At 57.2% G+C, this 25,789-nt stretch carries 17 protein-coding genes and 3 rRNA genes; 12 read left to right on the forward strand and 8 right to left on the reverse strand.

The window, feature by feature from the left end; genetic code table 11:
- Nucleotides 1-329 precede the first annotated feature (329 nt).
- Nucleotides 330-2,699, forward strand: coding sequence for a replicative DNA helicase (gene dnaB / locus DXZ77_RS10480; protein WP_115032022.1), 2,370 nt, complete (start codon nt 330-332; stop codon nt 2,697-2,699).
- 105 nt (nt 2,700-2,804) lie between these two features.
- Here the strand turns inward: dnaB and DXZ77_RS10485 are convergent, their stop codons facing one another.
- Nucleotides 2,805-3,662 (reverse strand): FAD-dependent oxidoreductase, encoded by an 858-nt coding sequence (locus tag DXZ77_RS10485; RefSeq protein WP_181816122.1) that lies wholly within the window; start codon nt 3,660-3,662, stop codon nt 2,805-2,807.
- A gap of 105 nt (nt 3,663-3,767) precedes the next feature.
- Nucleotides 3,768-3,959 carry an FAD-dependent oxidoreductase gene (locus DXZ77_RS10490; protein WP_115032025.1) on the reverse strand — a complete coding sequence of 64 codons (192 nt, stop codon included), beginning with the start codon at nt 3,957-3,959 and terminating at the stop codon, nt 3,768-3,770.
- 677 nt (nt 3,960-4,636) lie between these two features.
- On the opposite strand from DXZ77_RS10490, the gene DXZ77_RS10495 reads away from it, so the two are divergent.
- The 3 genes from DXZ77_RS10495 to rrf all read left to right on the forward strand — a co-directional run bounded on the left by DXZ77_RS10495 (nt 4,637) and on the right by rrf (nt 9,775).
- A 16S ribosomal RNA gene (locus tag DXZ77_RS10495) occupies nt 4,637-6,157 on the forward strand.
- 333 nt (nt 6,158-6,490) lie between these two features.
- Nucleotides 6,491-9,561, forward strand: a 23S ribosomal RNA gene (locus DXZ77_RS10500).
- A gap of 97 nt (nt 9,562-9,658) precedes the next feature.
- A 5S ribosomal RNA gene (gene rrf / locus DXZ77_RS10505) occupies nt 9,659-9,775 on the forward strand.
- Together the 16S, 23S and 5S rRNA genes form the textbook arrangement of a ribosomal RNA operon.
- Before the next feature lie 123 nt (nt 9,776-9,898).
- Here rrf and DXZ77_RS10510 read toward each other — a convergent pair.
- Nucleotides 9,899-10,864, reverse strand: a complete 966-nt coding sequence (locus DXZ77_RS10510; protein WP_115032027.1) for an L-lactate dehydrogenase — start codon at nt 10,862-10,864, stop codon at nt 9,899-9,901.
- Between the two features lie 186 nt (nt 10,865-11,050).
- On the opposite strand from DXZ77_RS10510, the gene DXZ77_RS10515 reads away from it, so the two are divergent.
- From DXZ77_RS10515 to DXZ77_RS10530, 4 genes are all read left to right on the forward strand, one after another.
- Nucleotides 11,051-12,559, forward strand: coding sequence for a class I adenylate-forming enzyme family protein (locus DXZ77_RS10515; RefSeq protein ID WP_181816123.1), 1,509 nt, complete (start codon nt 11,051-11,053; stop codon nt 12,557-12,559).
- Nucleotides 12,560-12,590: 31 nt separating this feature from the next.
- Entirely contained in the window at nt 12,591-13,424 is an 834-nt protein-coding gene (gene nadE, locus DXZ77_RS10520; protein WP_115032031.1) for an NAD(+) synthase, read from the forward strand.
- An 80-nt stretch (nt 13,425-13,504) separates the two neighbouring features.
- Entirely contained in the window at nt 13,505-14,353 is an 849-nt protein-coding gene (locus DXZ77_RS10525; protein WP_115032033.1) for an aldo/keto reductase, read from the forward strand.
- A 200-nt stretch (nt 14,354-14,553) separates the two neighbouring features.
- Nucleotides 14,554-16,563, forward strand: a complete 2,010-nt coding sequence (locus tag DXZ77_RS10530; protein WP_115032035.1) for an OPT family oligopeptide transporter — start codon at nt 14,554-14,556, stop codon at nt 16,561-16,563.
- 66 nt (nt 16,564-16,629) lie between these two features.
- On the opposite strand, the gene gnd is transcribed toward DXZ77_RS10530, so the two are convergent.
- Nucleotides 16,630-17,511 carry a phosphogluconate dehydrogenase (NAD(+)-dependent, decarboxylating) gene (gene gnd, locus DXZ77_RS10535; protein ID WP_115032038.1) on the reverse strand — a complete coding sequence of 294 codons (882 nt, stop codon included), beginning with the start codon at nt 17,509-17,511 and terminating at the stop codon, nt 16,630-16,632.
- 256 nt (nt 17,512-17,767) lie between these two features.
- Between gnd and DXZ77_RS10540 the strand changes: the two genes are divergently transcribed.
- On the forward strand, nt 17,768-18,895 hold the full coding sequence (locus DXZ77_RS10540; RefSeq protein WP_115032039.1) for an AI-2E family transporter: 1,128 nt from the start codon (nt 17,768-17,770) through the stop codon (nt 18,893-18,895).
- Here the strand turns inward: DXZ77_RS10540 and DXZ77_RS10545 are convergent.
- Nucleotides 18,892-19,491 carry a phosphoribosylanthranilate isomerase gene (locus DXZ77_RS10545; protein WP_220181637.1) on the reverse strand — a complete coding sequence of 200 codons (600 nt, stop codon included), beginning with the start codon at nt 19,489-19,491 and terminating at the stop codon, nt 18,892-18,894. The genes DXZ77_RS10540 and DXZ77_RS10545 overlap by 4 nt on opposite strands.
- Complete coding sequence (locus DXZ77_RS10550; protein ID WP_147279279.1) at nt 19,488-20,285, reverse strand: HNH endonuclease family protein; 798 nt, start codon at nt 20,283-20,285, stop codon at nt 19,488-19,490. The genes DXZ77_RS10545 and DXZ77_RS10550 overlap by 4 nt, the downstream gene beginning before the upstream one ends.
- A 168-nt stretch (nt 20,286-20,453) precedes the next feature.
- On the opposite strand from DXZ77_RS10550, the gene DXZ77_RS10560 reads away from it, so the two are divergent.
- The gene (locus DXZ77_RS10560) at nt 20,454-22,115 is read left to right on the forward strand and encodes a dihydroxyacetone kinase family protein (RefSeq protein WP_115032047.1); all 1,662 of its coding nucleotides are present in this window, start codon (nt 20,454-20,456) and stop codon (nt 22,113-22,115) included.
- A 61-nt stretch (nt 22,116-22,176) separates the two neighbouring features.
- On the opposite strand, the gene DXZ77_RS10565 is transcribed toward DXZ77_RS10560, so the two are convergent.
- On the reverse strand, nt 22,177-22,491 hold the full coding sequence (locus DXZ77_RS10565; protein WP_115032049.1) for a hypothetical protein: 315 nt from the start codon (nt 22,489-22,491) through the stop codon (nt 22,177-22,179).
- Between the two features lie 288 nt (nt 22,492-22,779).
- Here DXZ77_RS10565 and DXZ77_RS10570 point away from each other — a divergent pair, with 288 nt between their 5' ends.
- Nucleotides 22,780-24,621, forward strand: a complete 1,842-nt coding sequence (locus tag DXZ77_RS10570) for a phosphoenolpyruvate carboxykinase (GTP) (RefSeq protein ID WP_115032051.1) — start codon at nt 22,780-22,782, stop codon at nt 24,619-24,621.
- A 134-nt stretch (nt 24,622-24,755) separates the two neighbouring features.
- Complete coding sequence (locus DXZ77_RS10575) at nt 24,756-25,085, forward strand: hypothetical protein (RefSeq protein ID WP_115032053.1); 330 nt, start codon at nt 24,756-24,758, stop codon at nt 25,083-25,085.
- Nucleotides 25,086-25,165: 80 nt separating this feature from the next.
- Here DXZ77_RS10575 and DXZ77_RS10580 read toward each other — a convergent pair whose 3' ends face one another.
- Nucleotides 25,166-25,627: a peptidylprolyl isomerase gene (locus tag DXZ77_RS10580; RefSeq protein WP_231935425.1), complete on the reverse strand. Its 462-nt coding sequence runs from the start codon at nt 25,625-25,627 to the stop codon at nt 25,166-25,168.
- Between the last annotated feature and the right edge of the window lie 162 nt (nt 25,628-25,789).

The following is a 25,789-nucleotide window of genomic DNA, read 5'->3' on the forward strand; positions in this document are numbered from 1 at the left end:
GATAAGATGCAATGCTTGTGGGGCTTCAAGGCAGGTATAGAGAAAGACACGCCAGCATCGAAGTTCAGTCTTAAATTCTTGTATTTATGTTTCCCACAAGCTTTTGGGGACATTTATGCACTTGAATGCGTTGTTACTTCGTCTAAGTCAGATGTTTGTCCCACAGACATCCACATTATGTGCACCGAAAGCTGCCGTTACTCCACATGGTATCCACAGTCTTTTCCACAGCTGTGGGTGGTTTGTGATGTTGCGTGCTTGAACGGGTGTGGATTGTGCGCCTAAGTTGACGGGGGCGGTTGTTCCCCGCCGTGGTTTGGAGGGTGGTTGTGTCGTTGTCCAAGGTGGGCGAGTCTGCTTTTGATACCGCATCGACAGGTGATGCGGATCGTTTGCCTCCTCAAGACGTGCATGCAGAGTCGAGCGTGCTTGGCAGCATGATGCTTAGCAAGGATGCTATTGCTGACTGTATTGAGGTGGTCAAAGGGGCTGATTTCTATCGGCCCAGCCATGAGATTGTTTATGACGCGATCATTGACCTGTATGGTCGAGGAGAACCTGCAGACGCTATTACCGTCGCGGACGAACTTGGGAAGCGTAATGACTTGGCGCGTATTGGTGGCCAGTCATATCTACATGAGTTGATTTCGTCTGTACCGACCGCTGCTAATGCCTCGTACTATGCCGAGATTGTCGCTGAGCGTGCTGTTCTTCGTCGGCTTGTGAATGCCGGAACTAAGATCGTTCAACTTGGTTATGGACAAGAGGGTGGGGATGTCGAGGAGATCGTCAACGCTGCTCAAGCCGAGGTGTATGCCGTAGCAGATAAGCGTGGCGGCGAAGATTATGTAGTTCTTGGTGATTTGCTTGAGGCTGCAGCGGATGAAATCGATAACAATTCAGGGCGGAGTGGTGAGCTTGTCGGCGTTCCTACGGGGTTCACTGATTTAGATGAATTGACGAATGGTCTGCATCCCGGACAGATGATCGTTATCGCTGCCCGGCCTGCGATGGGTAAATCTACATTGGCCTTGGATATTGCTCGGGCTGCGGCTATTCATAATGGATTGGCTGCTGTGGTTTTCTCGTTGGAGATGAGTCGCAACGAGATCACAATGCGACTTTTGTCTGCGGAGGCTGGGATTCAGCTTCAGCACATGCGTAAGGGCACGATGCGTGATGAGGATTGGGTAAAGCTGACTCGGACGATGGGAGAGGTCTCCGAGGCACCTCTGTTTATCGATGACTCTCCCAACATGTCGTTGATGGAAATTCGTGCAAAGTGCCGACGGTTGAAGCAGAGGCACAACCTCAAGTTGGTGATTATTGACTATTTGCAGTTGATGAGCTCTGGCAAGCGGGTGGAATCGCGTCAGCAGGAGGTATCGGAGTTTTCGCGTGCATTGAAGTTGTTGGCGAAAGAAATTGAGGTTCCTGTTATTGCGTTGTCACAGTTGAACCGTGGCCCGGAGCAACGTCAGGACAAGAAGCCTCAGGTAAGTGATCTGCGCGAATCAGGTTGTTTAACTGCTGATACGAGAGTGCTTCGTGCTGATACTGGTGCTGAAGTCACACTGGGGTATTTATTTGCTTCGGGTGCGAAAGATGTGCCGGTATGGGCGTTAGATGACAAGTGTCGTTATGTGGTGCGGCCGATGACACATGTCTTTTCCACGGGAATTAAGCCTGTGTATCGGTTAACGACATCGAGCGGTAAGACGATTCGTGCTACGGAAAATCACCCGTTTTTGACATACTCAGGTTGGTCATCGTTGGGGAAGTTGGTGTCGGGTGAGCGGATTGCGGTACCGCGGCATGTTCCTGCGCCAGAAGTGGTGGATGCCTCTTGGCAGGACGCTGAGGTAGTTGATCTAGCTGTGGTTGTTTCTGGTCATGTGGATGCTTTGGTGCCTGCTGCGGTTTTTTCGTTGCCTAAGCGTCAGATTGCGCTATTCTGCCGATCCTTTTTTTCCTGTTCGGGTGGAGTCACTTTGTCCGATACGAATCCAGGGGGTGAGATTTTTGCGTTTGCAGATGAGCGTTCGTCGTTGGATTCGGTGTCGCGGCTGTTGTTGCGTTTCGGGATTGAGACTGTGATTTCTGGCGATGAGTCTGGGTGGGTATTAGACGTGGTGGGTGTGGATTCGCAGCGGCGTTTTTTGCAGGAAGTAGGTATTGAGGGTCCGGCAGCTGATGACGCTGGGCGGTTGCTAGAGATTGTGCGTGATGTTTCTGGTGCGAGGGATCCTGGCCCAGGGCAGTTGCCGTTGTGGGGTGAGGTAGCTGAGGTCTTGAAAGGCGAAGATCCTGTTGTTTCGACGAAGGTGGGGGTGAGTGCACCTCTTGGGCGAGTTGTATCAGTGCTTGATGCGGTCGATATGGATCTTGAGGCAGTAAATGATGTGGCTTGGGAAATAGTCACGGGCATTGAGCTGTGTGGGGAAGAAGAGGTTTTTGATGCCACGGTAGTGGGAGCCCACAATTTTGTTGCTGATGGGATAGCAGTTCATAACTCGATTGAGCAGGATGCTGACATGGTGATGTTGTTGCATCGAGAGTCCGTGTATGAGCCAGACTCTCCGCGTGAAGGTGAGGCTGACATCATTGTGGCAAAGCATCGTAATGGTCCTACTGCCACGATTACGGTGGCTTTCCAGGGGCATTTCAGCCGCTTCACCAATATGGCGACAAATTTCTGATCGGTCTTGGGGTCCTCTAGTTATTAGGCGAGGGGCGGGCATACTTGCTCAGGTCGTGGTGTGTGTCAATGAGTCTTTCGGGTGCGATGTGTGCCTGGCGGTGGATTAGACCACGTGCAGCCCGGTTTGTGCGGGGTTGTTGGCGGATATGGCGCCTGTGAGAATTCCATGGGTTGCGGCGAAGACGGTGAAGGGTGGTCCGCCGAATGTGCCTCGTGTGATGTGTGCGGTGGATGGATTATGAGGGTGTAGATCGCCTGTGATCTCTATGTGGTAGCCGTCTCGGTCTGTCCCGGACCAGGGTCTTTGTTCTTGTGGTGGTGGTATTCCTGTGATGTCAGCTGCTGCTCGTATGGCGTCGTGTATGGCGCTTTCCCAGTGTTCGTTTGGATGTAACAAGGTTCCGTTGGGGGCGGAGAGTCGGGTGCAGCCGCCGATGGCCCAGATGTTGGGGCAGCTAGTGCGTTGATTGGGGGTGACGATAATGCCGTTATTGGTGGCTATTCCTGCTTTTTCTGCGAGTGTTGTTTCAGGTGTGAACCCTATGCAGGTGATTGCGATGTCGGTGGTGATGGAATAAGTGGTGTTGTCGTTTGCGTGGATGTCAGCGGTGATGTGGGTGTCTGAAGTGGTTATGTGGGTTACGCGCCCGTGGATGAGGTGAGCACCGGCTTGGGCGTGTTGTTTATGTAGCCAGGTTGAAATGGTGGTTCCCAGAAGATTTTCGAGAGGGAGGGTGGGGTCTACAAGCGTGACTTGAGTTCCAGTTGCGCTTGCTGGGGAAGCGGCCTCAGCACCGATCAGAACTGCGCCAGTAATGGGATATGTGTCGGTCTTTGCCGAGATATGGTTGCAGCCGCCGGGCGTCTTCGAGTGTGCGGAGAGAGTGGAAAAAGGTGAGTGTGTGTTGAGACTGTGAAGCGGGGCGGGCTGTCCCGCCAGTGGCGAGGACGGCGATGTCACAAGCGAGGTGTGTTCCGTCTGCGAGCCTGACGTGATTTTTTCTAGCGCAGTGACGTGAGTTTGGGTGAGTAAACGGATTTTGTTTGTAGCGAACCACTCTTTTGGTCACAGCGCTAGCTGCGTTTCTGGTACGTGGCCTAGTAGATATTCCTTTGACAAGGGTGGTCGGTCGTAGAGAAGTTTCCCGGTTTCGATGATGACGATGGGGCCTGAATATTTATGTCTGCGCAGTTCTTCTGCAAGGGTCACTCCCGCGATGCCCCCGCCGATGATGACGACGTTGCTGTCTCTGATCATGCAGGCATCTTGCTGACCTTTTTGGGGTGGGTAGCTGTGGAAGCTGGTGAAACGTGAGTGGCTGGGGTAGGGGTGCTGGTGGGAAGTGATCGATGGCCATGCAGTAGTGATCGCTGTAGGTAGGCAGGATTCACGAGTTAGCTATCGAGATCGCTCCAGGTCGTGTGCACCTTGGGATAGAACGACGCACAGGGGGCTGGCATGTTCTGTGCCACCGCGTCGTTAAAAAAGTCGCATCTTGCGATTTGGTGTTCACCGCTAGGTCACTCTAGAGTAGTGATTGTTCGCCCGGCAGGGAAGAACAGGAACGGCTTCTCGGCTGTGGCTAGTCTCGCTTCGAAGTTACCTTCGAGAAAAGCGGGAAGTTGCACCGAGCTGAGTGGCCTGGTAAGATTGCTTCTCGGCTCAAGCGCTTAAGTAGCGCTGGTCGAAGATAGTCGATTGCCTCTGATGGGGAAATTCTTGTACTAGAGTTTCTTAGTCGTGTGCGTCCGATGCTTGAGAACTCAACAGCGTGCCATGAATAATCGATGCCAATTGTTTGTTGGTTGAAGTCAATTCGGACAATAGTCGCTATAAAGAATGTAGTGACATTAATTGTCAGTGTTGTTTCGGCCAGGATTTTCCTGCGTTCGTGGTAACTAGTTCTCTAGTTACGTGTACGTGGGCGTGATTTCTTTTTGGAGAGTTTGATCCTGGCTCAGGACGAACGCTGGCGGCGTGCTTAACACATGCAAGTCGAACGATGAAGCCCAGCTTGCTGGGTGGATTAGTGGCGAACGGGTGAGTAACACGTGAGTAATCTGCCCCTCACTTTGGGATAAGCCCCGGAAACGGGGTCTAATACTGAATATGACCTTTCCTCGCATGAGGTTTGGTGGAAAGTTTTTTCGGTGGGGGATGTGCTCGCGGCCTATCAGCTTGTTGGTGAGGTAACGGCTCACCAAGGCGACGACGGGTAGCCGGCCTGAGAGGGTGAACGGCCACACTGGGACTGAGACACGGCCCAGACTCCTACGGGAGGCAGCAGTGGGGAATATTGCACAATGGGCGAAAGCCTGATGCAGCGACGCCGCGTGAGGGATGAAGGCCTTCGGGTTGTAAACCTCTTTCAGCAGGGGAGAAGCGAAAGTGACGGTACCTGCAGAAGAAGCACCGGCTAACTACGTGCCAGCAGCCGCGGTAATACGTAGGGTGCGAGCGTTGTCCGGAATTATTGGGCGTAAAGAGCTTGTAGGCGGTTTGTCGCGTCTGCTGTGAAAATCCAGGGCTTAACCCTGGACGTGCAGTGGGTACGGGCAGGCTAGAGTGTGGTAGGGGAGACTGGAATTCCTGGTGTAGCGGTGAAATGCGCAGATATCAGGAGGAACACCGATGGCGAAGGCAGGTCTCTGGGCCATTACTGACGCTGAGAAGCGAAAGCATGGGTAGCGAACAGGATTAGATACCCTGGTAGTCCATGCCGTAAACGTTGGGCGCTGGGTGTGGGGTCCATTCCACGGATTCTGCGCCGTAGCTAACGCATTAAGCGCCCCGCCTGGGGAGTACGGCCGCAAGGCTAAAACTCAAAGGAATTGACGGGGGCCCGCACAAGCGGCGGAGCATGCGGATTAATTCGATGCAACGCGAAGAACCTTACCAAGGCTTGACATACACCGGAAAAGTGCAGAGACGTACTCCCCTTTTTGGTCGGTGTACAGGTGGTGCATGGTTGTCGTCAGCTCGTGTCGTGAGATGTTGGGTTAAGTCCCGCAACGAGCGCAACCCTCGTCGCATGTTGCCAGCACGTAATGGTGGGGACTCATGTGAGACTGCCGGGGTCAACTCGGAGGAAGGTGGGGATGACGTCAAATCATCATGCCCCTTATGTCTTGGGCTTCACGCATGCTACAATGGCCGGTACAGAGTGCTGCGATACCGTGAGGTGGAGCGAATCACTTAAAGCCGGTCTCAGTTCGGATTGGGGTCTGCAACTCGACCCCATGAAGTCGGAGTCGCTAGTAATCGCAGATCAGCAACGCTGCGGTGAATACGTTCCCGGGCCTTGTACACACCGCCCGTCAAGTCACGAAAGTTGGTAACACCCGAAGCCGGTGGCCTAACCCTTGTGGGGGGAGCCGTCGAAGGTGGGACTGGCGATTGGGACTAAGTCGTAACAAGGTAGCCGTACCGGAAGGTGCGGCTGGATCACCTCCTTTCTAAGGAGCCCCTCTTAATAGAGGCACCCTTTATGTTCGTCGAGTGTACGAACTGGGGTGTTGCTCATGGGTGGAACATCGATTATGTGGCTTACCTGTTTTTGGTTTTGGAGTACTGCTTCTGTTTCTTTATTGAGACGTATGAGCGTGGAAACAAAGACAGTTTCGGTTAGGTCACGTTTGGCGCGTTGTTGGGTTTTGAGGTATCGGCCGTATAGCTGGTAACTCTACGAATGTGCCTCTCTCGAAAACGGGTAGGTTTTCTACTTGGATTCGGGTGTGGGCTGGTGTTTTGAGAACTGCACAGTGGACGCGAGCATCTGATTCTTTGTGTGTCAAGTTTTTAAGGGCGCACGGTGGATGCCTTGGTACCAGGAACCGATGAAGGACGTAGTAATCTGCGATAAGCCTCGGGTAGTCGATAAACAGGCTGTGATCCGAGGATTTCCGAATGGGGAAACCCGGCTGGAGTCATGTCCAGTCACCTACACCTGAACACATAGGGTGTGTGGAGGGAACGCGGGGAAGTGAAACATCTCAGTACCTGCAGGAAGAGAAAACAATAGTGATTCCGTGAGTAGTGGCGAGCGAAAGCGGATGAGGCTAAACCGATTGCATGTGATAGCTGTCAGGCGTTGTGTGATCGGGGTTGTGGGATCGTGCGTGCACCACTGACATGGTGCGGCGGAGTGATAAATACGTGTCATAGTCGAAACGTCTTGAATGGCGTGGCGTAGAGGGTGCGACCCCCGTAGACGAAATGGCGTGTACTCCGTGTGCGTTTCCCGAGTAGCACGGGGCCCGTGAAATCCTGTGTGAATCTGTCGGGACCACCCGATAAGCCTAAATATTACCTGGTGACCGATAGCGGACTAGTACCGTGAGGGAAAGGTGAAAAGTACCCCGGGAGGGGAGTGAAATAGTACCTGAAACCGTGTGCCTACAATCCGTTGGAGCCTCTTTGTGGGGTGACAGCGTGCCTTTTGAAGAATGAGCCTGCGAGTTAGTGCTTCGTGGCGAGGTTAACCCGTGTGGGGTAGCCGTAGCGAAAGCGAGTCTGAATAGGGCGTTTGAGTCGCGGGGTCTAGACCCGAAGCGGAGTGATCTACCCATGGCCAGGTTGAAGCGACGGTAAGACGTCGTGGAGGACCGAACCCACTTAGGTTGAAAACTGAGGGGATGAGCTGTGGGTAGGGGTGAAAGGCCAATCAAACTCCGTGATAGCTGGTTCTCCCCGAAATGCATTTAGGTGCAGCGTCACGTGTTTCTTGCCGGAGGTAGAGCTACTGGATAGCTGATGGGCCTTACCAGGTTACTGACGTTAGCCAAACTCCGAATGCCGGTAAGTGAAGCGTGGCAGTGAGACTGCGGGGGATAAGCTTCGTAGTCGAGAGGGAAACAGCCCAGATCATCAGCTAAGGTCCCTAAGCGTGTGCTAAGTGGAAAAGGATGTGGAGTTGCAGTGACAACCAGGAGGTTGGCTTAGAAGCAGCCATCCTTGAAAGAGTGCGTAATAGCTCACTGGTCAAGTGATTCCGCGCCGACAATGTAGCGGGGCTCAAGTACACCACCGAAGCTGTGGCAACGAAAGTTGGGTAGGGGAGCGTCGTGTAGCGTGTGAAGCTGCGGAGTGATCCAGTGGTGGATGCTACACGAGTGAGAATGCAGGCATGAGTAGCGAATGACGGGTGAGAAACCCGTCCGCCGAATAACCAAGGGTTCCAGGGTCAAGCTAATCTGCCCTGGGTAAGTCGGGGCCTAAGGCGAGGCCGACAGGCGTAGTCGATGGATAACGGGTTGATATTCCCGTACCGGCGAAACACCGCCAATACTGAGGCCTTTGATGCTAAGCGTGTGATGCTTGCTTATGGCCCTTCGGGGTTGTTTGCGGGTTGAGTGCGTGATCCAATTTGGTAGTAGGTAAGCGATGGAGTGACGCAGGAAGGTAGCCTCCGCGTGGCGATGGTTGTCCACGTTCAAGCATGTGAGGTGCCGGGTAGGTAAATCCGCCCGGTGTGTCCTGAGGTGTGATGATGACCCCTTTTGGGGGAAGTAGGGTGATCCTATGCTGCCTAGAAAAACTTCTAGCGAGGTGTGAGCCGCCCGTACCCTAAACCGACTCAGGTGGTTTGGTAGAGTATACCGAGGCGATCGAGTGAATCATGGTTAAGGAATTCGGCAAAATGCCCCCGTAACTTTGGGAGAAGGGGGGCCGGAGCCCTGAAGACTTTTCTGTCTAGGGGTGATGGCCGCAGAGACCAGGGAGAAGCGACTGTTTACTAAAAACACAGGTCCGTGCGAACATGTAAGTGGATGTATACGGACTGACGCCTGCCCGGTGCTGGAACGTTAAGGGGACCGGTTAGCCTTTCGGGGTGAAGCTGAGAACTTAAGCGCCAGTAAACGGCGGTGGTAACTATAACCATCCTAAGGTAGCGAAATTCCTTGTCGGGTAAGTTCCGACCTGCACGAATGGCGTAACGACTTCTCTACTGTCTCGACCATGAGCTCGGCGAAATTGCAATACGAGTAAAGATGCTCGTTTCGCGCAGAAGGACGGAAAGACCCCGGGACCTTTACTATAGCTTGGTATTGGTGTTCGGTGCGGCTTGTGTAGGATAGGTGGGAGACTGTGAAGCATGCACGCTAGTGTGTGTGGAGTCGTTGTTGAAATACCACTCTGGTCGTATTGGATGTCTAACTTCGAACCATGATCTGGTTCAGGGACAGTGCCTGGTGGGTAGTTTAACTGGGGCGGTTGCCTCCTAAAAGGTAACGGAGGCGCCCAAAGGTTCCCTCAGCCTGGTTGGTAATCAGGTGTTGAGTGTAAGTGCACAAGGGAGCTTGACTGTGAGACGGACGTGTCGAGCAGGGACGAAAGTCGGGACTAGTGATCCGGCCGTGGTTAGTGGATACGCGGTCGCTCAACGGATAAAAGGTACCCCGGGGATAACAGGCTGATCTTGCCCAAGAGTCCATATCGACGGCATGGTTTGGCACCTCGATGTCGGCTCGTCGCATCCTGGGGCTGGAGTTGGTCCCAAGGGTTGGGCTGTTCGCCCATTAAAGCGGTACGCGAGCTGGGTTTAGAACGTCGTGAGACAGTTCGGTCCCTATCCTCTGCGCGCGTGTGAGATTTGAGAAGGGCTGTCCCTAGTACGAGAGGACCGGGATGGACGAACCTCTGGTGTGTCAGTTGTCCTGCCAAGGGCATGGCTGATTGGCTACGTTCGGGAGCGATAACCGCTGAAAGCATCTAAGCGGGAAGCGTGCTTCAAGATGAGATCTCGATGCCTCCTTGCGAGGTGTGAGGCTCCCACTAGACGAGTGGGTTGATAGGCCAGGTGTGGAAGCGCAGTGATGTGTGGAGCTGACTGGTACTAATTGGCCGATGGCTTGATACACACTTTTAAGAGTTTTGTTCGCGTCGACTGTGCGGTTCTTGGGGCATCAGCCCTACGGGATCATGAAGGATGTTTTTCTGATTGGTTCTGTTGGTTTTTCGGTGGTTATAGCGTTGGGGAAACGCCCGGTTACATTCCGAACCCGGTAGCTAAGCCCTTCAGCGCCGATGGTACTGCACTGGGGACGGTGTGGGAGAGTAGGTCACCGCCGGAATATATGTAATGGAAAGGGCCTGGAACATTGTTCCAGGCCCTTTCCTCATACCCAAAAACACTAGTTAAGGGGGTGAGGGGTAAAGCATCAGATGCTTTACCCCTCACCCCCTTAACTCTTCTTTTATTCTGCGTGAGTTGCCTCATCGTAGTGAGTCTTCAAAATATTCACACTCTGTTCGAAAGCGGCGCGCTCTTCCTCATCCAAGTCCAACTCCACAATGTGTTTCACCCCACCACGAGACAAAATGGCAGGCACACCAACAGCCACGCCTTCCTGCCCATACTCACCATCAAGAATTGCACTCACAGGCATCGTCGCTTTTTCATTCTTCAAAATCGCACGCGTCACCCGAGCCAACGACATGCCAATTCCGTAGCTAGTCGAACCCTTCGCATCAATAATCTCGTAAGCAGACTTCCGCGTCCGCTCAAAAATTTCATCCAAGTCCGACTTCAACTGTGGATCATTCTTAAACTGACGACTCAAAGAACGACCTGCAACCGAAGCTGAACTCCACACAGGCAACTCAGAATCGCCGTGCTCACCAATGATCGTCGCATGTACATTCGCGGTCGACACCTCAAAGTGACGTCCCAAGTGGAACCGCAAACGAGCAGTATCCAACGTAGTACCCGACCCCAAAACCTGCTCACGAGGCAGGCCACTAAAACGATACGTAGCAAAAGTTAAAATATCGACAGGGTTCGTAGCCACCAAGAAAATACCGTCAAACCCAGAAGCCATTACCTGAGAAACAACACTCGAATAAATCTTCAAATTAGTGTCAATCAAATCAAGACGCGTCTGACCAGGCTTCTGCGCCGCACCAGCACAAATAACTACCATGGCTGCGTCTTTACATGCACTGTAATCACCAAAAGTCACATGTACCGGCGCCGGGGCCCACGCTTCGCCATGGTTCAAATCCAACACATCGGCACGCGACTTAGTCTCATTCAAATCAATCAAAACAAGATCTTCACAGATCCCCTGATTTACCACTGCATACGCATACGCCATTCCCACAGCGCCCGTACCAATAAGCACAACCCGATTCGGCACATACTTCACTGCCAAAACCTCCATAACGAAGACACAAATACGATCACCAGCATCCCCCACCCCCCACCATCAAAGCCACCCAGACCACCACCCCACCCACGCCAAATACGCCACATCCCACCCCAGCGCACCCCCGCACTCCCAACAAAACAACCACATAAAATGCGGCATTCTGGAACCGGAAGCGCCACGCCAATGAAGGGAACACCCATGACGCTCACCGAGATGCTCGCCAACACCATCGCGACACACGGTGATTGCCCAGCCCTCAGCGACAACACCACCACCCTCACCTACACCCAACTAGGCGAACGCGCCGACACCATCGCACAACACCTCATCAACGCCGGCATCAAACCCGACGACCGCATCGTCCTATCAATCCCAAACACCGTCGAATTCGCAGACTGGTACTACGGAACCCTCCGCGCAGGAGCCATCGCAGTTCCACTCAACCCCGCCCTACACACCACCGAAATCGAAGCACAACTACGCCACGTAACCCCCGCCCTCCTCATCACCCGCCCCGACACCCCCAATAGCCACCAAGCCGCCCACAACACACAAACCCCCACCATCACCATCACCCCCGGCCAACCACCCACCACCTACCTCAACACCACCAAACCCGTCACCACCTACCCCCACCGCAGCACAAACGACCTCGCAGTCCTACTCTTCACATCCGGCACCACATCCACACCCAAAGCCGCGATGCTCACCCACAACAACCTCGTCACCAACGCCACCATCTGTGCCGACATCATCAAACTCACCCCCAACGACACCATGCTCGGCTCCTTGCCCCTATTTCACGCCTTCGGCCAAACCGTCTGCCTCAACGTCGTCCTCGCCACCGGCGCACACACCATCCTCCAACCCCACTTCAACCCCCGCCAAGCCCTCAACCTCATCACCAAACACGCCATCACCTGCATCACCGCAGTCCCATCCATGTACAACGCCCTCGCTTTCGTCCACAACCACCCCAACCACACCTACAACCTCAACACCATCAAATGGGGAATCAGCGGCGGCGCACCCCTAGCCCCCGAACTCCACGACCGCCTCACTCACACCCTCGGATTCCCCATCATCGAAGGCTACGGACTCTCCGAAACCTCACCCGTCGTCCTACTCAACCAAGGCACACACAACCGCCCCGGAAGCGTCGGAACCCCACTACCCGGAATCACCATCAACATCATCAACCCCGAAACCGGCGAAACACTACCCACCGGCCACGCCGGCGAACTCACAGTCCACGGGCATGCAGTCATGCGCGGCTACTGGAACGACCCACAAGCCACCAACGAAACCCTCCACAACGGCACCCTCCGCACCGGAGACATCGCCCGCATCAACCACGATGGATACGTCGAAATAGTCGACCGCCGCAAAGACCTCATCATCGTCGGCGGCGAAAACGTCTATCCCCGCGAAATCGAAGACACCCTCTACACCCACCCCGCCGTTGCCGAATGCGCCGTCCTAGGCATCCCCGACCCCACACGCGGCGAAGCAATCATCGCCGCCATCACCACCCACGACAACATCACCACCAACGAACAAGAACTCCGCGACCACGTACGCAAACACCTAGCCCCCTTCAAAGTCCCTCGCCACATCTGGTTCACCACAGAAATCCCCAAAGGAAGCACCGGAAAAATCCTCAAACGCGCTATCGCCATCCCCAAAGAAATACACCCCAACAACTAAAACCCCACACCACCAACCAGAAATAAAAAACATGAAAAACAAAGAACTCCAACAACACATCATCAACGAACTCCACGTAACCAACCCAGCAACATTTGACCCCGCCGAACAAGCCGAAAAACGCATCACATTCCTCACCAACTACCTTCAACACACCCAAGCACGCGGATACGTCCTAGGAATCAGCGGCGGAATCGACTCCACCCTCGCCGGACGCCTATGCCAACTCGCCGTCGAACGCACCCGCAACACCGGCACAGACGCCACCTTCATCGCCATGCGACTGCCCTACAACACCCAAGCCGACGAACCAGACGCCCAAGATGCCCTCACCTTCATCAACCCCGACCAAACCCTCACCGTCGACATCGCCCCCGCCACCGACGCCATGTGGAACACCTGCACCCACGCCGGAATGACCCAACTCACCAACCCCCACTTCATCCGCGGCAACATCAAAGCCCGCCAACGCATGATCGCCCAATACACCATCGCCGCAGCCCACAACATGCTCGTCATCGGCACCGACCACGCCGCCGAAGCACTCGTCGGCTTCTACACCAAACACGGCGACGGAGCCTGCGACCTCACCCCCCTCGCCGGCCTACCCAAACGCCGCGTCCGACAAATCGCCCACCACCTCGGCGCACCCGAACACATCATCAACAAAATCCCCACCGCCGACCTCGAAACAGACAAACCCCTCAACCCAGACGAAACCGCACTCGGCGTCACCTACGACCACATCGACGACTACCTCGAAGGCCACACCATCCCCCCCCACGCCGAAACCACTATCACCAACTGGTACACCCGCACCGCACACAAACGTGCCCTGCCCCTCACCCCAACCAACACCCACTAACCCCACCCCCACCCAAAAACCATCCCCACCACACCCCAACCCTCCCCCCAAAACGCCGCCACTGGGAGTAGACAAGAAACATGACAAACCCCACCCCCACCAAAAACCTCCGAGCCGGCAACACCACCATCCCCATGCCCCAACTCGGCTACGGCACCTGGGAAGTCCCCAACCAAGACGCCACAGACTGCGTCCTGCACGCCCTCAACACCGGCTACCGCAGCATCGACACTGCCGCCATCTATGGCAACGAAGAAGCAGTCGGGCGCGCACTACGCCAAACCCCCATACCCCGCGACCAAATCTTCCTCACCACCAAAGTCTGGAACGACGCCCAAGGCACCCACACCACCAAAAAAGCCCTCGAAGAATCCCTCCGCAAACTCGACACCGACTACGTCGACCTCTACCTCATCCACTGGCCCACCCCCGCCAAAGACGCCTACGTCGACACCTGGAAAACCCTCATCGAACTACGCGACAGCGGAAAAACCCGCGCCATCGGCGTATGCAACTTCAAAGAACACCACCTCCAACGCCTCGCCGAGGAAACCGGAGAACTACCCGCCATCAACCAAATCGAACTCCACCCCTACCTCACGCAAAACCCCATGCGCGCCTACCACGACGCCCACGACATCATCACCGAAGACTGGTCCCCCCTAGGCGCACGCCTCAACATCATCGACGACCCCACTATCACCTCCATCGCCCAAGCACACAACGTCACCCCCGGCCAAATCATCCTGCGCTGGCACCTCCAAATCGGATCCATCGTCATCCCCCGATCCGTCAAAACCACCCGCATCGAAACCAACTTCGACCTCTTCAGCTTCGAACTCAACAACGAACAAATGAACGCCATCAACGCCCTCGACCAAGGAAAACGCTCCGGCCCAGACCCCGACGACATGAACATCGGCGCCTAAAAACCACCCAACCAGGCGGGCCGCCCCCACCCCACCCCACAGCCGCGGCCCGCCTGGCCCATGTCCCCAAACATCAACCCACCACCCCAGCACAAGTACAGTGAACTCCCGAATCGCAGACCCAAAAGACAACCCGTCACAAACCAGGACAGCGATACGTAACAAGCAGCAACAGGCCACACACCAGGAAGGCCACCCACGTGACCACCCACACACCAACAACAGGCCCCACGGCCAAAGAGCTCACCCTCCGCGGCATCATCATCGGCGGCATCATCACCCTCGTCTTCACCGCCGCCAACGTCTACCTCGGACTCAAAGTCGGCCTTACCTTCGCCACCTCAATCCCCGCCGCAGTCATCTCCATGGCGATCCTGCGCTACTTCGCTGACCACACCGTCACCGAAAACAACATCGTCCAGACCATCGCCTCCGCCGCAGGAACCCTCTCCGCCATCATCTTCGTCCTACCCGGCCTCGTCATGCTCGGTTACTGGTCCGGCTTCCCCTACTGGACAACCGCCGCAGTCTGCTTCTTCGGCGGAGTACTCGGCGTCATGTACTCCATCCCCCTACGACGCGCCCTCGTCACAGGCTCCGACCTGCCCTACCCCGAAGGCGTCGCAGCAGCAGAAGTGCTCCGCGTCGGCGACACCGCCTCCGGAGCCCAAGAAAACCAACGCGGACTCACCGTCATCAGCGCCGGCGCACTCTCCGCCATGGGGTACATCCTCCTCGGCAAACTCCGCCTCGTCTCCGAATCCATCTCCCGCACCATCCGCATCGGATCAGGCGGCACCATCATCGGAAGCAGCCTCTCCCTGGCCCTCATCGGCGTCGGCCACCTCGTCGGCATCACCGTCGGCATCGCCATGATCATCGGGCTCATCACCTCCCACGGCATCCTCCTACCAATCCTGAGCCCCGAAGCCATCGCCAACGCAGGCAACGAGCCCCTCGCCGACACCCTTCAACACGTCTTCAAAAACGACGTCCGCATGATTGGCGCCGGCGCCATGGCCGTCGCCGCCCTATGGACCCTCCTGAAAATCATCGGCCCCATCATCAAAGGAATCACAGGAGCCCTCGCAGCCAGCAACGCCCGCGCACTCGGCGAAGAACTACCCCTGACCGAACGCGACATCCCCATCAAACTCGTCGCCACCGTCACCATGGCCTCCATGCTCCCCATCGGCGCGATCCTGTGGCTCTTCACCCGCGGCACCCCCCTCCAAGACAACGCAACCGGCCTAATCATCACCTCCATCCTCTTCATCCTCATCATCGGACTCTTCGTCGCCTCCGTCTGCGGCTACATGGCCGGCCTCATCGGCGCATCCAACTCACCCATCTCCGGCGTAGGCATCATCGTCGCCATCGCCATCGCCTTACTCATCAAAACCGTCCACGGCGCAGGCACCGGAGACACCACCGCAGCCCTCGTCGGCTACACCCTCTTCACCACTGCCATCGTCTTCGGCGTCGCCACCATCTCCAACGACAACCTCCAAGACCTCAAAACAGGACAACTCGTTGGAGCCACCCCCTGGAAACAACAAGTCGCCCTCATCATCGGCGTCGCCTTCGGCTCCCTAGTCATCCCGCCCATCCTCCACATCATGAACACCAGCTTCGGATTCGTCGGAGCCCCCGGAGCCGGACCAGACGCCCTAGCCGCCCCCCAAGCCTCCCTCATCTCCACCCTCGCCAAAGGCGTCCTCGGTGGAGACCTCAACTGGGGACACATCGGACTGGGAGCCGCGCTAGGCGTTGCAGTCGTCATCATTGACGAAACACTCCGCGCTACCAGCAAAAACCGTCTCTCACTACCGCCACTTGCCACAGGCATGGGCATGTACCTACCCATCAGCCTCACCCTCATGATCCCCATCGGTGCACTCCTGGGAATGATCTACGACCGCTGGGCCGAACGCCGAGGAAACCCCGAAAGCGCCAAACGACTCGGCGTCCTCATGGCAACCGGCCTCATCGTCGGAGAATCCCTCTTCGGAGTTCTCTTCGCCGGAATCGTCGCCACCACCAACAATGAAGATGCACTAGCCATCCTTCCCAAGAGCTTCGAACCCGTCGCAGACATCATCGGCGTCGCCCTCTTCGCCATCATCATCGTCGCCGCCTACACCTGGATTCGCTCCGTAGCACTCAAAAACGACGTCCCTACCCCCACCACAAACAACAACCCCACATAACCAACCCCCCAAACACCAGCGGCCCGCCACAACAACGTGGCGGGCCGCTGACACATCACCCCAAACTCAGCCGTCAGCCTCTTCCTTCGTGGCATGCCCACCAAACTGTTTACGCATAGCCGCAACCATCTTCATCGCCGGACTATCCTTCTGCTGCGACACAAACCGCGCAAACAACGCCGCCGAAATAGTCGGAACCGGAACACCCAAATCCACCGCAGCATTCACCGTCCAACGCCCCTCACCCGAATCCGCCGCATACCCCTCAATCTTGTCCAAATGCGGATCCGCATCCATAGCGTTATCCATCAAATCAAGCAACCACGAACGAATAACCGTTCCCTCACGCCAACTCTTGAAAACCTCAGGAACATTCACCACCTGCGGAGCCTTCTCCAGCAACTCCCAACCCTCGGCATACGCCTGCATCAACCCATACTCAATGCCGTTATGCACCATCTTCGCGAAATGCCCTGCACCATGCCCACCAGCATGCACAAACCCAAACTCACCCTGCGGGCGCAACGCATCAAAAATCGGCTGAGCCAACGCCACCGCCTCATCCGGCCCACCCACCATCAACGCATAACCGTTCTGCAAACCCCACACACCACCCGAAACACCACAATCCACAAAATGCGCACCCTTCTGCGCCAACAACGCCGCATGCGCCTCATCGTTGTACCAAGGTGAATTACCCCCATCAATCACCAGATCACCCGAGGACAAAAACCCCGCAACCTCCTCAATAACCTGACCCGTCACAGCATCAGGAACCATCACCCACACCACCCGAGGAGACGGAAGCTCAGCAATCATCTCCTCCACCGACGACACATCAGCGATCTGCGGATTTGTGTCAAAACCGACTACCTCATGGCCAGCACGGCGAAGACGCTCCCGCATATTGCCACCCATTTTTCCCAACCCGATCAAACCCAGCTTCATTGCAATCTCCTGTCCGCCTGGCCAAGCACACGAACCACAACCCGCGACACCGCAGTGAACGAGCCCGACCCGTACAACCCACCAACGGCATTGTCGGCAAAATCACATGTGGCAGGATGCGCCACATCCTTCATAAATGATAAAGGGGCCTTGTCAAAGACAGGTCATCCGGACGTTCATAACCGTCCCCGACATCCAAACGAAAAACCCCGCGCCGTAACCCAACAGCACCCCAAACAGCACCAATACTGGAACTGTGCCCCCCGCAACACCCACCCCCCGCCACCGCAGTCAACTACTACGCACCGAAGCCGTCCTAGCAACCCGCTTCCTCGTCACCGTCGCCGCGCTCCTGCTCATCATCTGGATCGCCGTTCACATCTACATCGTCACCATCGCAGCATTCCTCGCCTTCGTCCTGGCCTCCCTCCTCTGGCCCGTCACCAAGCCCCTCAGCCGCCCCCTCAGCCGCCCCGTCGCTGCCATTCTCGTCGTTCTCACCACAGGACTGCTCGTTGCCGGACTCCTCTGGGCCACCATCATCCAACTCATCAACGCCGCCCCCACCATCTCCACCGCCGCCGTCGGCAGCGTCGAAGCCACCAACAAATGGCTCATCAAACAAGGCTGGGTCCTACCCCAACACACAGTCGACAACCTCCAAAACCAAGTCGCCTCCCGAACAGACCAACTCATCACCAGCCTCAGCGGAGCCGCAATCACCAGCCTCAACATCGCCACCGCCACAGCATCCATCACCGCCCTCGCCCTGGCCGCCACCGTCTTTACCCTCATCGGCGCCGAACAACTCACCAACGCCATCACCCACATCGCCCCACCCCGCTACCAAAACGCAGCCCGCAACGCCCTCCACGAAGCCACCATCACCGCCCGCTGGTGGACATTCGCCTCCACTCTCACCGGACTCGTCAACGGCATTCTCATCGGCATCGGTCTCGAATGGCTGGGAGTCCCTCTCGCAATCCCCCTCGGACTTGTCACCTTCATCCTTGGCTACGTCCCCATGATCGGATCAACCATCGCCGGCGCCATCTGCATTGCCATATCCCTCTTCTTTGGCGGTATCAACCTCGGCCTCGAAACACTCATCCTGGTCACCATCGTCATCGCCACCGAAAGCAACCTCCTCTCCCCACTCCTTATGTCACGCGCCGTCCGCTTCCCACCCGTCATCACCCTCTTCCTCTCCACCGCCGGCGCCGCCGCCCTCGGAATGATCGGACTCTTCCTCTCTATCCCCGTCGTCGGCATCACCGTCGCCGCATACAAAGGCTTCCACCACACAGTGCACACCGCCTCCGACACCATGCCCATCGCCATCCCCGCCATCGAAACCCACCCCCAACCACCACACACCCCCTAAATCGACCTCGCCGCCTCCACAAACGCAAATACCTTCTCCGGCTCCTTCACACCCGGACGAACCTCCACACCACTGGCCACATCCACCCCCCACGGCGAAACCACCCGCACCGCCTCAGCCACATTCCCCGGATGCAGACCACCCGCCAACATCCACTCACCTACCGGGCACTGCGACCCCAACACCGACCAATCCCACGCCAGCCCCTCACCTGGCCGCGGCGCATCCAACACCAACACCTCCGCCCCCCAAGCCCGTGCGTCCAACACCCCCGCCTGCGAAAAAGACGTCGCCCGCCACACCCGCGGAAAAACCTCCGCCGCTGCCACGAAATCCTCAAAACCATATGCACTGCCATGCAACTGCAAAACCGAAAACCCCAATCTCTGCGCAACATCAACAGCCACACGCACAGGCAAATCATTCGTCACCAACACCGTCGACACACGCCCACCCACCGTCTCCACCACCCGACCAGCCACCTCCACACCCACCCCACGCACGCTTGTCTCACTCATCACCACACCCACCGCATCAGCCCCCGCCTCCACCACCACACAGGCATCAACCACCGACGTAATCCCACAAATCTTCACGAACACGACTGCAACGCCTTCTCCAACGCAGGCTTATCCGCCCGATCAAGCTTTAAACCGTACGCCTTAGTCACCTTGATGAACTTCACCGCATAAGCACAATGAAACCCCTTATTCGGCGGCATCCAATCACCCGGCGTCTTATCACCCTTCGACCCATTCGCCGGACCATCAGCCGCCAACAAATTCAACACCGGATCATTCGCGAACTTCGCCCGCTTCGCCGCAGACCACGACGACGCTCCCAAGTCATAGCTGGCAGACAACGGAAAAACATGGTCGATCTGCACCGCCGAAGCCTTCTGCTTAGAGAACCGAATCGTCTTACCCGTATACGGATCATCCAAAACACCCGTCAACACAGTGCAGCCTCGCGCATCCTCCTTAAACGTCACATCACGCAACTGCTGCGCCAACACGTCATTACGCGTATCACAACTGTTGTGCCCCAACTCAGCATCCGTGTTATCACTCCACGCAGGCCCAAATACCTCCCGCGAATACCCCTCCACCCGCCGCCGCGTCACCACAGGCAACTGCTCCAACGCACCCTTAGCCTCCGCCACCTCCGCAGCAGAAACCTTCGCCTGCACACCCCCCGCCGAACCCACCCCACCCGGAAGCCAATCCTCAATCCCAGGCACCACCACAACTGCCACCCGCCGAAACGCAGCAAACGCCGCAGCTACCCGCGGATTATGCGAAAACAACGACAACCCAATCCCAACCACCACAACCGCCACCACAATGACACTCCACGCCCGCTTACCCACCAAACGCTGCACATACGTCACTTCAGGACACCGGCCCCATCACAAAACCAACACCAAACATGGCCGTGATCTTTTCACCTTCCCGCCATGTGGGCCCTCCAACGTGGGAGTCAAACCCCAATCACCACAACGCCCCCCACACGCGCACACCCCCAACACAACAGCCAACGAATGTGCTTGCCTGTGCAAATGACTTCTCTAATCAACAACCCCGCAGACGTGGTTCCCGAACTGTTGGAAGGAGTCGCGCTCACCCAGCCAGGACTAGCCCTGCTCAAAGACCGCACCATCGCCGTACACGCCGCCACCGCCCACGCCATCGCCCAAGGACGCCGCGACCAAGTACCTGTCGCCATCATCTCCGGCGGCGGCGCCGGCCACGAACCCGCCCACGCCGGATACGTCGCCGACGGAATGCTCACCGCCGCCATCGCCGGAGGAATCTTCGCATCCCCCAGCGTTGACGCCATCCTCGATGGCATCCGCGCCGTCACCGGCGAGGCAGGCGCACTCCTTGTCGTCAAGAACTACACCGGCGACCGCCTCAACTTCGGTATGGCCGCCGAAGTCGCCCGAAGCGAAGGCCTCAAAATCGAAGTCGTCACCGTCGCCGATGACGTCGCCCTCGCCACCTCCGCAGACAACGCAGGCCGCCGCGGCCTGGCCGGCACCGTGCTTGTCCACAAAATCGCAGGAGCCCTCGCCGCCGCAGGCGCACCCCTCAACGAGGTTGCCGCCACCGCGCGACGCGTCGCCGAATCTGTAGGAACCATGGGCGTCGCCCTCACCGGCGCCACCGTCCCCGGCGCCACCGACGCCGGATTCGACCTGCCCACCGGCGAAGTTGAACTCGGACTAGGAATCCACGGAGAACCCGGCGTCAGTCGCGAAAAACTCACCAACGCAGACGAACTCGTTAAAACCCTCGTTACGCGCATCGCCGCTGACCGCGGCTACGCTCCCGGGCAAAAAGTCGTAGCCCTCATCGGCTCAGCAGGCGCCACATCCGCCCTCGAACTCGACATCGCTACCCGTGCCGCCGCCAAAGCCATCAACAACCTCGACCTCGACCTCACCCGCATCTGGGCCGGACCCGTCATGACAAGCATCAACATGATCGGCATCTCCGTCACCCTCCTAGCCATCGACGAGGAACTCCTCACCCACCTCGACGCCCCCACAACCTCCATCGCCTGGCCAGGAGCCGGACCCCACAACGCCCGCATTACCTGGATCGAAGCACCCGAAGACCCCACCAGCGACCACTGCGAAAACAACACCGACGAACGAATCCACAACGCCATCGACACCGCTTGCGCGATGCTCCTGGACAACCGCGAAAAACTCGACCACGCCGACCGCAACGTAGGAGACGGAGACCTCGGCTCCACCCTCGCCCGCGGAGCCGCAGCCTGGCAAAAAAACCCAGGAAAAGGCAGCGGAGCAGACCAACTCCGCCGCCTTTGCCACATAGCCCGACGTGACGTCGGCGGAACCTCCGGACCGCTCTACGCCATCATGTTCCTACGCGCAGCCGAAGCCCTCGACCAAGGAACCCCCTGGCCTGAAGCATTCTCCGCAGGCGTACACGCCATGTGTGAACTGGGAGGAGCCAAACTCGGCGACGGAACCATGGTTGACGCCCTCCTGCCCGCAGCCACCGCTGCATGCGAAAAACGCACCTGGAACGATGTCGTCAACGCAGCTGAAGAAGGCGCTGCCTCCACAGAAGAAGGCGTCTCCCGCAAAGGCCGGGCCAGCTACGTCGGTGAACGAGGACGCGGCTACACCGACCCCGGCGCTGTTGCCGTTGCCATGTGGCTCGCCTCGCTACGCGACAGCCTCTCCTAACAAACATGTCCGCGTGGCAAGACCACAACGTCACACCAACAGCCTTGCCACGCGGACCCACTCACTGATGCGGGGGAGTGGACCCATCATCGAAAACACTCACCGGCCCCACCGACCGCACAATCTGATCCGCGAACGCCGTCACTTCCGGATCAGAAACCTCAATACCCAACACAGACAAGCGCGAGCGCAGCTCTTTTTCCGCTGCATCCGTGGAGGTGAAACCAGCGGCAGTCAGCTTGGTGAGCATACTTCGAAGCTGCTCAGCTTTCTCGACCCCCACCTCGTCAATAAACGCCTGGTTGAGCTCAAATTGGGTGGCGATGTTTGCGTCGTGGCGCTCGCCCTCGTCACACAGGTCAGGTTTATCCGGCATGGCTAGCTCCTTGCAGTTTGGGGGTAACGGCAAAACTCCACGACAGGACACCCGCCGCAGAGACGCAGTACATCTCCGACCATCCCATGCCGCAGGGCACCTAGCCGTGATGACGTGGCCGAATGGCACCAGGCATACACATACAAAAAACCAATCTCGGACAAACTTGTGTCAAATAATAAGACGACACTGCTCAGTGAGCTATGAAAACGCATACATGCGTACCGTGTAAGCAAGCGGCACCGTAGCCGCGATACCTAACGACGCAAACTGAGGACGGTCGACAACGTGGTTGATGTAGTTGCAGCGATGGACAAGGCCGGATTGACGAACGCGTCCGTGCGCGAATTCGTCAGTCACTGGGCAGAAATTACCGGAGCGAAAAACGTCGAAGTGGTCAGCGCATCCGACGATGCCCGCCTCATCCAAGAAGCACTCGACGCCGGCGAACTTCAACCCGCAGGCCAAGGGCGTTACTACTCACGCAGCTACTCCAAAGACACCGCCCGATCAGAATCACGCACCATCGTTGCCACTGCCGATGAAAAAGATAAAGGCGTCTACAACAACTGGCGTCACTCCAGTGAAATGAAGCCACTGCTCGAAAACCTCATGCGCGGTGCGAGCGAAGGCAAAACCATGTACGTGATCCCCTACCTCATGGCACAGCCCGGATCACCCCTGGAAAAATACGCCGCCGGAGTCGAACTCACCGACAACCGTGCAGTCGTACTCCACATGATCCGCATGGCCCGTGTCGGCGTTGACCTCATCAACAACCTCGAAGACCCCGACACCTTCGTCCGCGCCGTTCATGTCACCGGCGACCTGGAAAACCTCGGCCAAGGAACCCCAGAAGACAAGCGATACTTCGTCACCGTCGCCGACGAACGACTCATCCTGCACTTCGGATCCTCCTATGGCGGCAACGCCCTCCTGGGAAAAATCGCCCACGGCCTACGCCAAGCCGCCTACGACGGCTGGGCCAGCAAAAAATTCCTTGGCGAGCAGTACCTCCTCCTAGGAATTGAAGACAAAGAAACCGGCAAGAAGTACCACATCACCGGTGGATTCCCCAGCGCATCTGGCAAAACCAACCTCGCCATGACATTGCCGCCAGATGCACTCGGCGACCGCTACAGCGTCAAGTTCTACGGCGACGACATTGCCTGGCTCTGGGTTGACGAAAAGAGCGGCAAACTCATGGGCCTCAACCCCGAAAACGGTGTCTTCGGTGTCGCAAAAGACACCAACGAAAAAACCAACCCCACCGCCATCGCAGCCGTCCAAGAAGGCAGCGGCGCGATCTTCACAAACATTGCCTACAACACCAAAACTCACGAAGTCTGGTGGGAAGGCCGCACCCCAACCCCGCCAGCCGACCTCGACGGCTGGTACGACTGGAAAGGCCAGGCCATCGCCGAACGCAGCGAGGCCGAAAAAGACGAACCCTGGGCCCACCCAAACAGCCGCTTCACCAGCACCCTAGCCAACGTTCCCAACGTTGCGCCTGACTACAACGACCCCGTCGGCGTTGAAATCGACGCCATCATTTTCGGCGGCCGTACCCGTGACCGCGAACCCCTCATTCGCGCCATCACCGATCTGGCCGAAGGCGTCTACGACGGCCTCACCCTCGGAGCCGAAGCCACCTTCGCCGCCGAAGGTGTCGACGGACAACTGCGCTACGACCCCATGTCCAACCGACCCTTCATGTCTTACTCCGAAGGTGACTACGCCCGCCACTACCTCGACGTCATCGGTCGAGCCACAGACAAACCGCTATTCGCCCACGTCAACTGGTTTGCCCGTGACCCTGAAGACGGCCACTACCTCTGGCCCGGATTCCGCGAAAACCTGCGCGCACTGTTGTGGCTAATGGACCTCAAAGCAGGTAAGGCCAAAGGCCGTAAAACCGCCGTCGGGGTCCTCCCCACCCAAGATGAGCTCAACCTGGAAGGACTTGACATTCCCCAGGAAGACCTCGACCGCATCCTTTCCATCGACGTGCCTCGCTGGAAGCAAGAGATGGGCTTCCGTGCCGAGCACCTCGAACAATTCCCCAACCTGCCCGAAGAAATTTGGGAAGCCCACCGCCGCGTCGAAGCAGACCTCAATAAAGAGGACTAAGTAGGCACGCGCGGTACTGGTTCACCTCGTAACTGGAGGTGCGAGGTGAACCATGCGGTGGTCTGCACGGTGCGTTCGAGGAGCCGTGTCGTGCAGACCACCAACTCACTAAGCACCCAAACCCAGAAAGACAGATGCTCGACCCCCGTCACGACACCATCTGGCGAGCCCGACACAGTGTATGGATGCTGCCCATCCTGCTCGGCGCAGGCCTCATCGCCTGGTCAGGGTTCGCCTGGATCGCATTCCGTGCTCGTCAGAAAAGCTGGTGGATCATCGCCGCCGCATACCTGCTAGGCGCGGCCGCGGTGCTGCTTTGGCCTCCAACAGCACGTGGAAAACAAAGCACAGCGCTCCTAGCCCTGTGGGCTTCAGCCATCGTCGTCGCAGCCATTCTGCGCAACCCCTACCTTGAATGCGCCTATAAGCGCCAGGTCAGCTGCGCCTACCACACCTACATATAACAATCCGGCAAGCGCTCTACATGACGAGACCGTCGGCGACACATGTCGCCGACGGTCAGTTCTCCCTCATGCGGGAGGCGTTACTTCTCAGTGATAGTGACCTTCTCTACCTTGTGCACCTTGCTCGGTACACCAGCCTGGTCGCCAGCCTCACCGCCGTCTGCCTCGATTTTCTTCACGACGTCCATTCCCTTAGTGACCTGACCAAACAGGGAGTAATTCGGAGGCAGACCCACGCCTGCCTCACCAGTCACCACAAAGAACTGGCTCCCGCCAGAGTTGGGCTCGCCTGTATTTGCCATCGCAATCGAGCCAACTTTGTACTCGCCTTGCTGCGGGAACTCATCTTCAATTCGGTACCCGGGGCCACCTCGACCAGTTCCTTCATGGTCACCACCTTGGATCATGAAGTCTTTGATTACGCGGTGGAAAGGCGTGGTGTCGTAGTACTTGTTCCGTGCGAGGAACACGAAGTTATTCACCGTTTTTGGTGCTTTCTTCTGATCCAGCAGTACATCGAACTCACCTACGTCAGTTTTCACCGTCGCGGTATACGTCTTTTTGTCATCGATGCATTGCGGCGCTGGCCCAGGGAACTGGGTAGTCCGCTTCTCTGCGCCATCGGCAGGAGGACATTCCACCTTTCCCGTAGGAGCAGCACTGGCTGGTTGCGACGCTGAGGCGCTCTGGGAGGATGAATCTGC

This window comes from Dermatophilus congolensis (genome assembly GCF_900447215.1).
Lineage (GTDB): Bacteria > Actinomycetota > Actinomycetes > Actinomycetales > Dermatophilaceae > Dermatophilus > Dermatophilus congolensis_A.

What these genes read in the sequence shown, in the direction of transcription:
- nadE (WP_115032031.1), top strand. Translation starts at nt 12,591, where the DNA reads ATGAAAAACAAAGAACTCCAACAACACATCATCAACGAACTCCACGTA.
- DXZ77_RS10525 (WP_115032033.1), top strand. Translation starts at nt 13,505, where the DNA reads ATGACAAACCCCACCCCCACCAAAAACCTCCGAGCCGGCAACACCACC.
- DXZ77_RS10565 (WP_115032049.1), bottom strand. Translation starts at nt 22,491, where the DNA reads ATGCCGGATAAACCTGACCTGTGTGACGAGGGCGAGCGCCACGACGCA.
- DXZ77_RS10560 (WP_115032047.1), top strand. Translation starts at nt 20,454, where the DNA reads ATGACTTCTCTAATCAACAACCCCGCAGACGTGGTTCCCGAACTGTTG.
- gnd (WP_115032038.1), bottom strand. Translation starts at nt 17,511, where the DNA reads ATGAAGCTGGGTTTGATCGGGTTGGGAAAAATGGGTGGCAATATGCGG.
- DXZ77_RS10575 (WP_115032053.1), top strand. Translation starts at nt 24,756, where the DNA reads ATGCTCGACCCCCGTCACGACACCATCTGGCGAGCCCGACACAGTGTA.
- DXZ77_RS10515 (WP_181816123.1), top strand. Translation starts at nt 11,051, where the DNA reads ATGACGCTCACCGAGATGCTCGCCAACACCATCGCGACACACGGTGAT.
- DXZ77_RS10490 (WP_115032025.1), bottom strand. Translation starts at nt 3,959, where the DNA reads ATGATCAGAGACAGCAACGTCGTCATCATCGGCGGGGGCATCGCGGGA.
- DXZ77_RS10510 (WP_115032027.1), bottom strand. Translation starts at nt 10,864, where the DNA reads ATGGAGGTTTTGGCAGTGAAGTATGTGCCGAATCGGGTTGTGCTTATT.